Source organism: Paenibacillus sp. 7523-1, from assembly GCF_002276415.1.
GTDB lineage: Bacteria > Bacillota > Bacilli > Paenibacillales > Paenibacillaceae > Paenibacillus > Paenibacillus illinoisensis_A.
In genome coordinates, this window is record NZ_NPBR01000013.1 from 419,049 (window position 1) to 431,446 (window position 12,398).

At 47.1% G+C, this 12,398-nt stretch carries 14 protein-coding genes; 3 read left to right on the top strand and 11 right to left on the bottom strand.

Features of this window, described 5'->3' with window-relative positions:
- Positions 1-277: 277 nt before the first annotated feature.
- Positions 278-562, bottom strand: coding sequence for a pectinesterase family protein (locus CHH60_RS16950; protein ID WP_095360222.1), 285 nt, complete (start codon positions 560-562; stop codon positions 278-280).
- Positions 563-564: 2 nt separating this feature from the next.
- Positions 565-1,461, bottom strand: coding sequence for a helix-turn-helix domain-containing protein (locus tag CHH60_RS16955; RefSeq protein ID WP_217989994.1), 897 nt, complete (start codon positions 1,459-1,461; stop codon positions 565-567).
- Between the two features lie 118 nt (positions 1,462-1,579).
- Between CHH60_RS16955 and CHH60_RS16960 the strand changes: the two genes are divergently transcribed.
- On the top strand, positions 1,580-2,806 hold the full coding sequence (locus tag CHH60_RS16960; protein WP_095360224.1) for an MFS transporter: 1,227 nt from the start codon (positions 1,580-1,582) through the stop codon (positions 2,804-2,806).
- 83 nt (positions 2,807-2,889) lie between these two features.
- The gene (locus CHH60_RS16965; protein ID WP_095360225.1) at positions 2,890-3,672 is read left to right on the top strand and encodes an ABC transporter ATP-binding protein; all 783 of its coding nucleotides are present in this window, start codon (positions 2,890-2,892) and stop codon (positions 3,670-3,672) included.
- Between the two features lie 41 nt (positions 3,673-3,713).
- Here the strand turns inward: CHH60_RS16965 and CHH60_RS29830 are convergent, their stop codons facing one another.
- From CHH60_RS29830 to CHH60_RS16985, 6 genes are all read right to left on the bottom strand, one after another.
- Positions 3,714-3,956 carry a hypothetical protein gene (locus CHH60_RS29830; protein ID WP_176476097.1) on the bottom strand — a complete coding sequence of 81 codons (243 nt, stop codon included), beginning with the start codon at positions 3,954-3,956 and terminating at the stop codon, positions 3,714-3,716.
- Between the two features lie 58 nt (positions 3,957-4,014).
- Complete coding sequence (locus tag CHH60_RS16970) at positions 4,015-5,310, bottom strand: glycosyltransferase family 2 protein (protein WP_095360226.1); 1,296 nt, start codon at positions 5,308-5,310, stop codon at positions 4,015-4,017.
- A complete protein-coding gene (locus CHH60_RS29835) occupies positions 5,303-5,446 on the bottom strand; it encodes a hypothetical protein (RefSeq protein ID WP_164764216.1) in 144 nt (47 codons plus the stop codon). Before CHH60_RS29835 ends, CHH60_RS16970 begins: the two co-directional genes overlap by 8 nt.
- 22 nt (positions 5,447-5,468) lie before the next feature.
- The gene (locus CHH60_RS16975) at positions 5,469-6,344 is read right to left on the bottom strand and encodes a diguanylate cyclase domain-containing protein (RefSeq protein WP_095360227.1); all 876 of its coding nucleotides are present in this window, start codon (positions 6,342-6,344) and stop codon (positions 5,469-5,471) included.
- Between the two features lie 113 nt (positions 6,345-6,457).
- Positions 6,458-7,576, bottom strand: a complete 1,119-nt coding sequence (locus CHH60_RS16980) for a glycosyl hydrolase family 8 (protein ID WP_095360228.1) — start codon at positions 7,574-7,576, stop codon at positions 6,458-6,460.
- A gap of 101 nt (positions 7,577-7,677) precedes the next feature.
- Positions 7,678-8,154, bottom strand: a complete 477-nt coding sequence (locus CHH60_RS16985; RefSeq protein ID WP_095360229.1) for a MarR family winged helix-turn-helix transcriptional regulator — start codon at positions 8,152-8,154, stop codon at positions 7,678-7,680.
- A gap of 176 nt (positions 8,155-8,330) precedes the next feature.
- Here CHH60_RS16985 and CHH60_RS16990 point away from each other — a divergent pair, with 176 nt between their 5' ends.
- Positions 8,331-8,771: a GNAT family N-acetyltransferase gene (locus tag CHH60_RS16990; protein ID WP_095360230.1), complete on the top strand. Its 441-nt coding sequence runs from the start codon at positions 8,331-8,333 to the stop codon at positions 8,769-8,771.
- Positions 8,772-8,870: 99 nt separating this feature from the next.
- Here CHH60_RS16990 and rlmN read toward each other — a convergent pair whose 3' ends face one another.
- The 3 genes from rlmN to greA form a co-directional block, all read right to left on the bottom strand.
- On the bottom strand, positions 8,871-9,965 hold the full coding sequence (rlmN, locus tag CHH60_RS16995) for a 23S rRNA (adenine(2503)-C(2))-methyltransferase RlmN (protein ID WP_095360231.1): 1,095 nt from the start codon (positions 9,963-9,965) through the stop codon (positions 8,871-8,873).
- 177 nt (positions 9,966-10,142) lie between these two features.
- Positions 10,143-11,498, bottom strand: a complete 1,356-nt coding sequence (locus tag CHH60_RS17000; protein ID WP_095360232.1) for a sodium-dependent transporter — start codon at positions 11,496-11,498, stop codon at positions 10,143-10,145.
- 294 nt (positions 11,499-11,792) lie between these two features.
- Positions 11,793-12,272: a transcription elongation factor GreA gene (greA, locus tag CHH60_RS17005; protein ID WP_095360233.1), complete on the bottom strand. Its 480-nt coding sequence runs from the start codon at positions 12,270-12,272 to the stop codon at positions 11,793-11,795.
- Between the last annotated feature and the right edge of the window lie 126 nt (positions 12,273-12,398).

Here is a 12,398-nt window from a genome sequence, read left to right on the forward strand (position 1 = left end):
CAGATTTACGTTTGTAACCTCCTCCTCTCTTCGACATCGGATCTTCCCTCAATTTACGTTTGAAATTAATGACATCCAGATTTTACAGGGAATTTACAGATCCTCAATTGTATTTAATCAGTAAACTGCAAATGAGATAAGGGATAAATTATTCTTTTGGAGGGCGAAAATTGAATATGCTGCAAAAAAAAGGCTGTCTGCCAAGCCCCTAACGGACTTGAAAGACAGCCTTTTATAAGCTCCTGCAACAGGTAGTAAAACGTTACCTCCTGAGGAACTAGCTATTATTAAGCTTCACAAAGGGTGCCCAATCATCCTCTCCGGATAGCACCCTAGATAATGAATATTCCCCTGCCTGCTGCTCATTCAAAATGGTTGCCCACGGCTTCTCGATATGCAGCTTCTCAACATAGACACCTGGTCTAATACGAACAACAAACTTACCGCTATTTTGGTCCGGTATGGCGTCAATCGCAGCCTGAATCGTAGCAAAATCACCGCTCCCCTCCGCAGCAACTAGGTAACCATTCATATGCAGATCCATTTCCTGTACGTATTCCAATTCTACATCTGGTTCCGATACTCCATCGGTGTTACACCCTTTATTCGCTGAAACACTCTATAGAACTGACTGACATTGGAGAATCCCAGCCGAAAGCTAATTGTGGTCACTGAATCTGTCGTAAGACGCAGTCGTCTGGTTGCTTCCTCCACACGCAAATGCAGCACATACTGATACGGTGTTGAACCTGTCAATGCTTTGAAGGAGCGCATAAAATGATATCTGCTCTGATGCGCTATTGCCGCCATGGAATCAATGTCCATCGAACTTGTATAGTCACTGTGTATATACTCCAGCACGCGCCGGAGATGGGGGTCAATGAACGCGCTTCCGTTGCTGGTTGTTCGCTCAAACCAATTCTGAAGTTGCTCGCAAACCAGATTCGACCCAGCACCCCCAGTGGCATCAATTCCTGCAGTTGCTACCGTCAGGCTACCTCTATTCTGTTGTCCACCAGACAGCACTTGTGAAAGATATGCCTCTACGGCTAGTTCGATTTCCTGTATTTGCAACGATTCAGGCGCGTCATCCAGCAAAAGGGCGCTCCAACCTCGGAAAAGTCTGCTGATTTCAGAAGGGTCGAAGATTTGTGTGGGCCGAAATTCGGTCTGCGCCCTTCTTCGATCTAAATCCCCCAAGCCACCTCTTGGTGGATTACGGAACTTGATAACGATAACTGCTGAATCTGAACCAATCTCGAAAAAGTGCTCCATCTGGGGATGGGCAATTATGCCCTGTCCTGCTTGCAGAGGATAAGCCTGCTGTTCCTGCACCAGATGACACTCGCCTCTTACTGGCAACGTAACCTGATACCAGTCATCATGCACATGGGGTTCATTGGAGAAACCACCTGAAGCCTTCCACAATTCCAATCCATTCAACGTCATGTTTAATTCCATCGTTTCCTCACCTGCAGACATTATAGCAAATCGTGCTCACTTTCCAAGCACTTTTCGCAAAGACAATAGCTGCCTGGATCTTTTATCATGGTAAAAAAATAATTCGAGGTGATCTCCCGTGGCTCAAGCCGCTGTAAGCAAAATGCAAATCAATCACTCCGCCAACTGGGCGCTTGCCGGAGTCAGCTTCGCCCATTTGCTGAATGATGCGATGCAGACCGTTGTTCCGTCTGCCTTCCCGCTGTTCCAGCAAACCATGCAGCTCAGTTTCGCTCAAATGGGCTGGATTGCCTTCACATTGAACATTACCGCATCTGTTCTACAACCGCTGATCGGTTATATGTCTGATCGCAAGCCGATGCCGATCCTGCTTCCCGGAGGCATGTTATTCTCCCTGATTGGTGTTCTCGGCTTCGCCTTGTCTTCCGAGTTATGGATGCTGCTTGTTTCCGCAGCATTGATTGGCATAGGCTCGTCCATTCTCCATCCCGAGTCCTCACGTGTCGCCCATCTGGCAGCTGGTCGCGGACGCGGAATGGCACAGTCCATCTTCCAGGTCGGTGGCAACACGGGTCAAGCCCTCGCGCCATTGCTCGTTGCCTTTATTCTGCTGCCACACGGGCAGCTTAGTTTCTTATGGTTGATGGGTTTTGCCCTCATCGGGATTGTTATCCAGTCTTCCGTTAGCCGTTGGTACAGAGACAAGCTGGGAGAAAAACACACCCTTCAGCAGCAGCCTGTACAGTCCAATCGCATCGGGCAGCCTACTTCCCAGCCTGCAAGTAGGGGATTTATCGCTTTTACAATGGGGATCCTCATCCTGCTGCTGTTTTCCAAATTTGTATATATTGCCGGCATGAGCGGGTACTATGCCTTTTATTACGCGGATGCGTACAACCTGCCTCTTTCGCAGGCACAGATCTGTCTGTTCATTCTACAATTTGCGGGGATGATCGGAACCTTGCTCGGCGGCCCGCTGGCTGATCGTTACGGACGTAAACCGATGATCTGGTTCTCCATCGCGGGTACCGCACCATTTTCATTACTGCTGCCATATGCCGGACCTGCTCTATCCATGGTATTATGCGGCATCATTGGACTAATTCTCATGTCAGGCTTCAGCGTCATTATTGTGTATGCGCAGGAACTACTGCCACGTCATATCGGAACGGTGTCCGGATTGTTCTTCGGCTTGTCGTTCGGCATGGCGGGACTTGGGTCTGTTGTGCTCGGTTCGCTGATTGATGTGACCAGCATTTCATTCGTCATCAAGCTATGTTCCTTCTTGCCCCTACTCGGGGTGTGTGCTGTATTCCTGCGCCGAGATCGACCAAAAACGGCCTAATACATTGAAACGTCAGTAATTTTGTGACTACAATAAGGTCAGGATAATCGAGACAGAGGTTAAACAGAAGGAAGGAATACGACATGATTATTGATGTACAGCACGTGACTTGGAAAAGGGGACCGATCACCCTGCTGAATGATGTCAGCTGGCAGGTTAATGATGGAGAACACTGGGCACTGCTCGGCCTCAACGGCTCTGGCAAGACCACGCTGCTTAACATGATCACGGGTTATCTCTGGCCTACCGAAGGCACGATTTCGGTGCTTGGACATCCCTATGGAGAGGTCGACCTGCGTGAACTGCGTAAAACCATCGGCTGGGTTAGCTCCTCGCTCCAGGAAAAATTACATGGAACGGACCGAACCCAATATGTCGTCATTAGCGGCAAGCATGCCACAATTGGTCTCTATGACAAGCTATCCGATGAGGATCTGGATCAGGCCCGGGAACTGATGACCACTCTTGGCTGTCAGCACTTGTGGGATCGAGAATATCGAACCTGTTCACAGGGCGAGAAGCAGAAGCTTCTTATTGCCAGAGCCCTGATGGCGAATCCGCGCATTCTTATTTTGGACGAGCCCTGCAATGGGCTTGATCTATTCTCCCGTGAGCGGCTGCTGGAGAGTATCGGCGAATTATCGCAGAGACCAGACTCTCCTTCCCTGATCTACGTGACCCACCATACCGAAGAGATTCTGCCCATATTTAGTCATAGTCTCCTGCTTCGGCGAGGTGAGGTTGTGAGCAGCGGGTTAACCTCTGAGGTGATGAACACCGAAGTGTTGAGTAACTTTTTTGAAGCGCCTGTAGATGTAGATCAGCATGGAGATCGTGTCTATGTGAGAGCAGCCGTTAATAAATAGCTCCTCTGCACACAGCCTGAGTTCCTAAACAGCCAAAAAACTTATCCACATGTGGATAGGTTTCTTGGCTGCTTCAGGTTATTCCATCTATCCACAGCATGCTGTGTGTTATTTGCTTGCAGAGAGAGGAACAAAAACAGCGGAATTCGCTGTCTGCGCAGATAGGTTTCCTCATTCAAGAAATATTGGCGCTGCCATAAAAATCGGATCCATGTTCGCTCACTACGCAGCCCTCCATTCGTATTCTCCGAAAGATTATACCTATTGTGCACGTGTTCTTCCATAAAAAAAGGACTGCCTCTGAACAGGTCAGAAACAGCCTTTGTTTTAACATGAATGAACTCAGCCGAATCGCTGCGTTTTATACCATTTGGTTTCTCTGCGGAACAGCTTGTCCCCAATGAGAGAGACAAATGCCTTAACAGAGATAACCAGAAACAACTGGGCATATGTGAAGTAGGAAAGGCAAGCCACAATGAAGTTTTGGGTATTGCTCTGTCCAATATCCGCGGAGAGCGCCAGATTAATTTGCAGTACATAAATGTAATACATAAGTGCCCAAGCGATAACCAGATATACGTATACGTCTCCGGAGAACTGGAATGGAGAAATAACGTTGGGATTAAACAGTGCGATAACTTGGTATACAAGGTTAGAAACAAAGATAATATCCGAAACAATAATGGCAATCATAAACCAGAAATAACTCGCAGCATAGTACAGGACATGGAGTTTAATTCTCCAGCTTGTACGGTCGAACAGATGCTTAATATTATCAATAACGACCTGATAGTTTCCCTTGGACCAGCGCTGGCGCTGTTTCATATACACTTTCAGCTGCTCTGGCTCCTGCTGATAGGCTTCCGCTTGCGGCGCTAATGCAATAAGCTGACCACGGGTAAGAATATCAAATGAAACTGCCGTATCTTCTGTAATGGCGTCGGGATCCCATCCGCCAATTTCGCGAATCAGATTGGCCTTAATGATATAGTTGGTGCCTGGAATCGTCCCGAGTTTGAATAACTCCCATAGCCCGGTGTGGTGAACGCGCTGAACGGTTACAAGCTCCAGATTAATACAGCGGGAGAGAAAATTCTGCCCCCGGTTACGAGCCTTATTACGTCCAAATACAGCACCATGCTTCTCTGGATTCTCCAGCGCTTTCTGTGTCAGAAACATTAATGCATTTCGTTCCGGTGCCGCATCTGCATCATAAATGCAGATCCATTCGCCCCAGGCAAGTTCTAGACCATCATTCAGGGCCCCGGATTTCCCTCCTGTTCCTTTCCGCTCCAGAATCGTGAAATCCCGGTCTGCATAGCTGCTCTTAGCTTTAAGCGTCTTCAGCCGTTCAGCTGTATCATCCGTGCAATTATCTGCGATGACGATGACCTGAACTTTATGTTCGGGATAGTTCAGACGCAGAATATGCTCAACCGTGGAAACGATAACTACACCTTCGTTATGTGCAGGCACCATAACCGTTACCGTTGGATAGTCATCCATGTTCTCCGGGATTTGAATTCCCTTTTTCTCTTGTTTATTGATGAATCGAATAGCCCCGGCCATAATGACAATAGATTCAGTGACCGATATCCAGATACTAAGAATGGACATCAGCAGCAGGAAATCAGCCATTCAACTTCCTCCGATCATATTTCCTGTTAATCTTCCCTCGAAAACGCAGCGTTGCAACGGTTAAAATAAGTATGGTAATCATGAAAAAGCTGCTGACGATAATGCAGAGCGGAACAAACCATGTTAAATAATTCACCGGACTATGCCTCCTCCTGCATCTAGATGTATTCTCCAATGAGATCTGTCTCTGTATTCCGTTCTAGTGCAGCAATTACAGCATCGATATCCTCGTATTTACTGAACTGTTCCTTCTGAAAAACAAGGGCACCGGAGCGAATAACCGTCTGCAGCTCGTTTCCCTTTTTATCGATAAATTGCAGATCCATCATAGCCTTTTTGATCCTTGCTGTAAGCACAGGCAAATATTCTACATTGGTCATCGGACAGAGAATGACGAACCGTCCCCGGTCTACAAAAAATTTATAATCTTCGAACCGAATTTGCTTCTGAATGGTGTTCGACAGCTCAAGCAGAAACTGTGCATACCGGACGGATCCGAGTGATTCAAGGACCAGCGGCAGAAATTCAATCTTGAACATGGCCATGCTGAATCCATACTGCTCCGAGTATCTTCTTGCCAGGTTACTCTGCTTGATAACCGTATCTGCAAGGGCCTCCTTATTGCCGAGGGTGGTATCCAGATCCAGCTCAGGATTGCGATCCTGCAGTTCCTGCAGTCGCTCCATCACACGTGCGCTTCGAACCAGACTGGCTTTAATGAAGGCAGCAACTGCCACATTGGCCGGAATCAGCAGCCACCATGAGAACGTCAGTACATCCACGTTCGCGTAGGTCACAAGCCATACAAAATAAGAAACCAGGTATACAAACCCGGCAACAACAGACACTCCGACAGGTATCACAAAACCAAGGACCAGCGCGCCAAGCGACACAATGCTGAATATGACATCAAGCGTGGTAAAACTCTGATTCATGTAGATTTTGAGATAAATGACGAGCTGCTGAATAACAGCTAATCCAATCAGACTGGCATATCCCCATGCGATACGCTGGATAGGTGCTTTGTTTCTCATAGTTTCCTTCTCTCCGATGGTTTAAGTTATGTCTTCTAGTAATCCGCCAATTTATGACATCATTAGACAATGGTATCCTATCATATCTATACCCAAATAAGAATACAAATCTATTACTTTTTAAGGAACTTCTGTAATTCAGTCTCTCCAAGCAAAGGGAACAGATTATCAAACATATGGGTGTTCCCATCAAACACATATCCTCCCGGATAAGCCCCATCCTGACCACGCATCGTGATCATATGGTTATACAGCTGTTTGGCCCATTTTGGATCACCAGTGCGCACGGCAAGCAAGATGGCCAGTCCATATACGGAAGGCGATTCATAGTTTACCGCAGGTGCACGATTGTTACGAACATACTGTCCGGGCAGCTGATGACGGACTTTAAATTCCTTTTTCAAAAAAGAAATCAACTTATCCGGTTCCCGGCTGGTCTGGGCCAGGTGGTTCGCTACGATGAGCTGATCGATCAGGTTTACCTTGTCATCATAAGTATACTCCTCGGTTACAACGTTGAATGTTTTGGGATAGAATACTCCGTCATCGGGCATGTTTCGAAGCAAATTCTCATACTTGGCGTATGTCCCAGGCTGCAGCATCTCGTGTTTCTCCATCTGCTCGAGAGCCGGTAAGTCCACATATACCAAGCTCAACGTATCCGGGGAATACCCTCCTGCAAAGTCATGAAAATCAACAAAGTATCCTTCATTCTGTACGGATTGGCTCAAGGTACGAGAGATCTCGGCAGCCGTGGTCAACTTCGCATCTCTGCCCTGTTCCCATTGATCCGCAGCCTTTAATAATGCGTCTATAATTCGAAAATCATCACCCAGTGCATTCGTCGTTACGTGGGACTTGCCTTCCTTGTCCAGTTTCCAGGCAATATACTTTTGAGGCATTAGAAAATAAGTCGTGAGCAGTTCATAGCTCTGTTCAAACAATGACTGATCGTTCTTGGCCACCGCATATTGCATCCACAAACCCAGTGATTCCGACAACGCCTCCCTGCCGGCAACAATGTCTGCCTGCTCTGAAGCAGCATCCTGCAAATAGGAAGCCAGCGTGCCATTCGGATTGGTCATATGGTTCTGGACAAATGCCACCGTCGGGGACACCTCGTTCATCACAAACCTCTCCTTCATGTACAGAAACGACAAGGCTATAATACTGACTGCAATAACGGATAGTGCCACCAGCCACGTCAGTCTTCTACGCTTGATGCTCTTCATGATTGCCTCCTGTGCGATTAATCCTGTGGAATATTGATTCTTTTCCTTGAAATAAGCTCGGCTATGGTCTGGGATGCAGGAATCAAGGATAGGGGCTCTGCTCATTCGGACTCGTTCATGTAGGCCCGGCGGCCGCCTTTTTTGACAAACTTCCAATCGACTTCAATATTATGACGCATCCGCCGCAGAAGGTTGACCGCCAGCTCAATCTCTTCCTCTGTCAGTCCTTCCAGCGTAACCTGGTCGGAGTGCACTCCCTCTTTTTGAATAAAAGCCCAGGCATCCAGTCCGGCCTCTGTTGGATATAATTGCTTGTTCTTTTTATTACCCAATGCCGACTTCTTGACGATAAACCCGTCTGCCTCCAACTTGCTGATCGCTCTGGCTGCCGTGGTGCGGTCCACTTTGATCATCTCAGCCAGCTGGTTAGGAATGATGCCAGGGTTCTCGCATATGCGATACAGATACAAATACTGTCCACGAGAGAGGTTCAAATGTTGAAATTCAACATTGCTGATGGAATCCAAACAACGTGCGATCATGCCGATCTCGCGCAGCACTTCTTTTTTCTCAGTCATTGTACGCACACCCTCTTATTATTTTGTTGCATACGCAACATAATTAGTGATATAACTAAAATTAACTCATCTTAAAAGTGAACGATGGAATTTTGCTCTTTTGAGGATCGCATTTTGCTTTTGTATCAGTTTACCATGTCAGAATGACATTACTATCGGTTAAAGGAGAAACATTCATGAATACCACTATTGTAGAAGTTGATAATCAGGAACTGCTCGATGCCTGCTTCGCCATTCGTACCGCTATCTTTGTAGAAGAGCAAGGGGTTTCTGCAGAAGAGGAATTCGACGCCTATGATGCACTCGGTACTGAAGCCCGTCATATTCTCCTCTACGTAGACGGCGTACCTGCCGCTTCCTCCAGATTGCGTATTGTGGAGAATGTCGCGAAGCTGGAACGGATCTGTGTGATGATGGATTACCGCAAACATGGCCTCGGCCGGGTGCTGATCGATAAACTCGAGCAAATGGCACTGGATCAAGGGCTGAAAAGGGCCAAACTGCATGCTCAGGTTCAAGCTTCCGGGTTCTACGAACGTCTTGGATATGCCGCAGCCTCCGATGTGTTCATGGAAGATGGCATTCCCCATCTGTTAATGACCAAACAGCTCCAATAGATATTAAAAAACGCCTCTGTACTCACTTTTTCAGTGAGATACGGAGGCGTTTTGCCTACGTGCACTATAACGATGCCGCACCAATCATCTCATGGGAAGTTACCCCATAGCCAGACGGTCTGGCTGTGATTCAGCCGCATTATTTTTCATCTGTTTACTGCGCAGTTGACCGCAGGCAGCATCGATGTCGGTACCGTGTTCCATACGTACCGTGGAGTTGATGTTATTTTTCTTAAGTGTGTCATAGAAGCCCAGAATTGATTCTTCGGTACTCCGCTGATATTGACTATGCTCGTCAACCGGATTGTATGGAATCAGATTGACGCTGACCATGCTCTTACGACTGGACAACAGTTCAGCCAGCTCGGCTGCATGCTCCCGTTGATCGTTAACATCCCGAAGCAAAATATACTCAAACATGATGCGTTTGTTCGTGGTAGCCAAATAATAATCCACTGCATCCATCAGCTGTTCAATCGGGAAGGCCCGGTTGATCTTCATGATGTGTGTACGCAGTTCGTTATTCGGTGCATGCAAGGAGATTGCCAGATTAACCTGCAGACTGCTGTCTGCAAATTCTTTGATCTTGTCAGGCAGTCCACTTGTGGATACAGTGATACGTTTGGCAGCAAGGGCCAGCCCCTTACGATCCTTGATCACTTCAATGAAGTTGCTCATATTCTCGAAATTATCAAACGGTTCGCCAATGCCCATCACGACAACGTTGGTTACCCGCTCGCCTTGACCCGCTGCATCCAGGTGCCGCTGTACATGCATGATCTGTTCCACAATTTCTCCTGCGGACAGGTCACGGCTTTTCTTAATCAATCCGCTCGCGCAGAAGCTGCAGCCAATATTACAACCCACTTGGGTTGTAACACAGACGGTAAGACCGTATTTTTGACGCATCAATACCGTCTCAATCAGGTTGCCGTCCTGCATCCGCAGCAGAAACTTCACCGTACCGTCTGCAGACTCCTGCTTCACGTGTTCACTCATCGAGTTCATCGTGAAGTGTTCAGAGAGAACATCCAGACATTCCTGACGCACATCGTTCATCTCGGGAAAATCATGTACGCGCTCTTGATATAACCATTCCCAGATCCGGGAAGCACGGGATTTCTTCTGCCCATGCTCCGGTAACCAGGAACGAAGTTGCTCTAATGTTAATCCATAAATGGATGATTTGTTCATTGTATAGTCCTCTTTTCGCAAAAAGCATATGGCTTATCGGTCCTACCAAAAAACCTCTACTCTGTATTGTCCCAAAATTATCGAGGGAACACAAGGGCTTTTGCATTTCTTCCAAGAGGTTTTAGCTATGGCAAATCTGCACAATGCACATCGTTTCCTCTTACCCGGTCTTCACGGTTAGAAGTGAATGATACCAGATGTGTGCAGCAGCACGAGAACGACGAGAATAGGTGCCACATAACGCAGCATGAACAACCAAATCCGGAACCAGCCTGCATTCAGGCCTGAAGCCTCTGCAGCCTTTTTCCAGAAGTAACCCGCAAAGATCGTCACAAGCAATCCGCCGATTGGCAGCAGAATGTTGGACGCTACAAAATCCATCCAGTCGAATACACTCTTCGAACCAATGGTCCATTCAGGCAGCAAGCCTAGAGACAATACAGAAGGCAAGCCAACGATGAAAACAGCCAGTGAGATCACCCATACGGCACGGTTTCTGCTCCAGGACAACCGTTCCATGAAGTATTTCACCGGAACTTCAAGCAAGGATACGGCTGATGTCAGTGCAGCGATTGCCAGCAGGATGAAGAACAGTCCACCAAACAGAAATCCAAGCGGCATAGCCGAGAACGCAGCTGGAAGAGCCACGAAAATGAGTGAAGGTCCTTGGTCCGGTGCAATTCCAAACGAAAATGTCGTTGGGAAGATGATCAGACCAGCAATAAATGCATAGATCAGGTCACCCGCGCCGACAGCGACAGTTGCCGCACCCAGCGATTGATTTTTATCTACGTAGGAACCATAAGTCACCAGGATACCCATCCCGAGCGACAGGGAGAAAAAGGCATGTCCTAGTGCAACCAGCGCTGATTCAGTCGTAAGCTGCGAGAAATCGGGATTCAGGAAAAAAGAAACTCCCGCACCCGCTCCAGGCAGAGTCACTGCCCGAATCATCAGGATAATGAGCAGAACCAGCATGGCTGGGATCAGGACCTTGTTGAATTTCTCGATCCCGTTGGAAACCCCTTTGGCTACTATCCAGCCCGTAATCAATACTGCAAGCAGTTGCCACATGATCGGTAGATATCCGCCTACAAAGGAACCAAACTGCCCGGCATAATCCGGATTGTCGAACAACCTACCGCTAAATGTGGTCACAGCATAGTGCAGCGTCCACCCTGCGATAATAACGTAGAAGGAAAGAATGATAAATGGTGTCAGTACTTGCAGTAAACCTGCCGCAAGCCAGCCCTTATGTCCACCAGCCTTGATAAATGCCGTAGCGGCGCTGCCTCTGCCACTGCGTCCGATGGCAAGCTCTGCAAGCAGAACCGGCAGACCAATAAGCAATAAACAGACGATGAAGAGCAGGAAAAACGCAGCTCCCCCATTTTCCCCTGTAATATAAGGGAATTTCCACATGTTGCCCAGACCAACCGAACTACCGATGGCGGCTAGGATAAACCCGGCGCGTGAGAAGCGCTCACCTTTGCCAGTATTGTCTTGCTCCAGGTTTGACTTACTAAAATTCATCGTATCTACTCCATCACTTTAAAGTTTTCCCGTAATTATATAACACTCCTCGTGTCAGGTCATTCGAAAATCGAAATTTATCGAAATGTTATTTATTTACATTCGAGCGAAAGGTTATTTTTATTAATATTCCCCTACATTTCAGTATGGGTTAAATTCAGACACTCCAACCCCTTGCATTATATTACACATAATCAAGACTTCCGATAACCTTCCAAATGACTGTTTTTGGTTACAAAAAAGGATTACGCACGCCACCCCATGGCAGCAACGTAATCCTTACTGGATCTGTAGTTAATTCGATCTGATCTCAAGCAACTCATATTTGATGACACCCATCGGTGCATTGACATGAATGACGCTGCCTACTTCTTTGCCCATAATCTCCTTGCCGAGTGGGCTTTCGTAGGAAATTTTGTTATTCGCTACATCGGCCTCAGCTGGGCCAACCAGTTGATATTCAATCTTTTCAGCAAATTCAATATCATTCAGCATCACGATTGAGCCAATGCTCACCTTGTTGGAGTCGATATTATCCGAACTAATCACTCTTGCTTTGGTCAGCATCTTCTCCAGAATCAAAATGCGGGTTTCCATAAATGCCTGATCATCTTTGGCTGAATGATACTCACTATTTTCCTTCAGGTCACCGTAACTGATCGCAAGCTTCAGACGCTCAGCCAACTCTTTACGCTTCACCGTCTTCAATTCCCTCAGTTCGTCCTCCAGCTTTTCCAAGCCTTCCTGTGTCAAAATTACTTCATCATTAGCCATTTTTCCATCTCCTAATCCTGCTTTCTATCTATATTCTAACCTATATCCACTCCAAACGGTTAACATACCCCCGAAAAAAGAATTTCATCCCTCCACGATATAGATGCTGTCTCAATTGTACCGGTA

Bases quoted from the DNA above. Each gene is read 5' to 3' on its own strand.
- CHH60_RS29830 (WP_176476097.1), bottom strand. From the start codon at position 3,956: ATGGAAGAACACGTGCACAATAGGTATAATCTTTCGGAGAATACGAAT.
- rlmN (WP_095360231.1), bottom strand. From the start codon at position 9,965: ATGAACAAATCATCCATTTATGGATTAACATTAGAGCAACTTCGTTCC.
- CHH60_RS16955 (WP_217989994.1), bottom strand. From the start codon at position 1,461: ATGGAATTAAACATGACGTTGAATGGATTGGAATTGTGGAAGGCTTCA.
- CHH60_RS16965 (WP_095360225.1), top strand. From the start codon at position 2,890: ATGATTATTGATGTACAGCACGTGACTTGGAAAAGGGGACCGATCACC.
- CHH60_RS16980 (WP_095360228.1), bottom strand. From the start codon at position 7,576: ATGAAGAGCATCAAGCGTAGAAGACTGACGTGGCTGGTGGCACTATCC.
- CHH60_RS16970 (WP_095360226.1), bottom strand. From the start codon at position 5,310: ATGGCTGATTTCCTGCTGCTGATGTCCATTCTTAGTATCTGGATATCG.
- CHH60_RS16985 (WP_095360229.1), bottom strand. From the start codon at position 8,154: ATGACTGAGAAAAAAGAAGTGCTGCGCGAGATCGGCATGATCGCACGT.
- CHH60_RS16990 (WP_095360230.1), top strand. From the start codon at position 8,331: ATGAATACCACTATTGTAGAAGTTGATAATCAGGAACTGCTCGATGCC.
- CHH60_RS16975 (WP_095360227.1), bottom strand. From the start codon at position 6,344: ATGAGAAACAAAGCACCTATCCAGCGTATCGCATGGGGATATGCCAGT.
- CHH60_RS17000 (WP_095360232.1), bottom strand. From the start codon at position 11,498: ATGAATTTTAGTAAGTCAAACCTGGAGCAAGACAATACTGGCAAAGGT.
- greA (WP_095360233.1), bottom strand. From the start codon at position 12,272: ATGGCTAATGATGAAGTAATTTTGACACAGGAAGGCTTGGAAAAGCTG.